The sequence below is a fragment of the Vibrio sp. 10N.222.52.B7 genome, assembly GCF_041474275.1.
GTDB lineage: Bacteria > Pseudomonadota > Gammaproteobacteria > Enterobacterales > Vibrionaceae > Vibrio > Vibrio crassostreae_C.
In genome coordinates this window covers 1-276 of the sequence record NZ_JBFRTU010000306.1, presented here as the reverse complement: position 1 = coordinate 276, position 276 = coordinate 1, and the positions used below count along the sequence as shown (strand labels likewise).

Below are 276 nucleotides of genomic sequence, written 5' to 3'. Positions count from 1 at the left end.
GTGTTTACGCCAGGCTTTGTCAAAACCAACCATCGCAACACACAGCTGGTCGACACCGTTTTTGCCATGCATCAAAGTCGTCCTCCCTACTTAGATTGCAGTGAAGAAGGCAACCGCTACCTACTGCCTATTTTCACTATGATTAAAGAGGAGTGTGCACGAGAAGAGAGCGACTGGGATTTGGTAGAGTCCCTCATGAATAGCTTTTTGCGCTACATATTACGTTTCGCCAGCCAATCATCATTGAAAGGCGAAGTGCGCGACAGCCGAGTAAAC

1 pseudogene is annotated in these 276 nt (G+C 47.8%); it reads left to right on the top strand.

Annotated elements, in window-relative coordinates:
* Positions 1–276, top strand: a pseudogene (locus AB4512_RS22960) (AraC family transcriptional regulator); the annotation flags it as partial.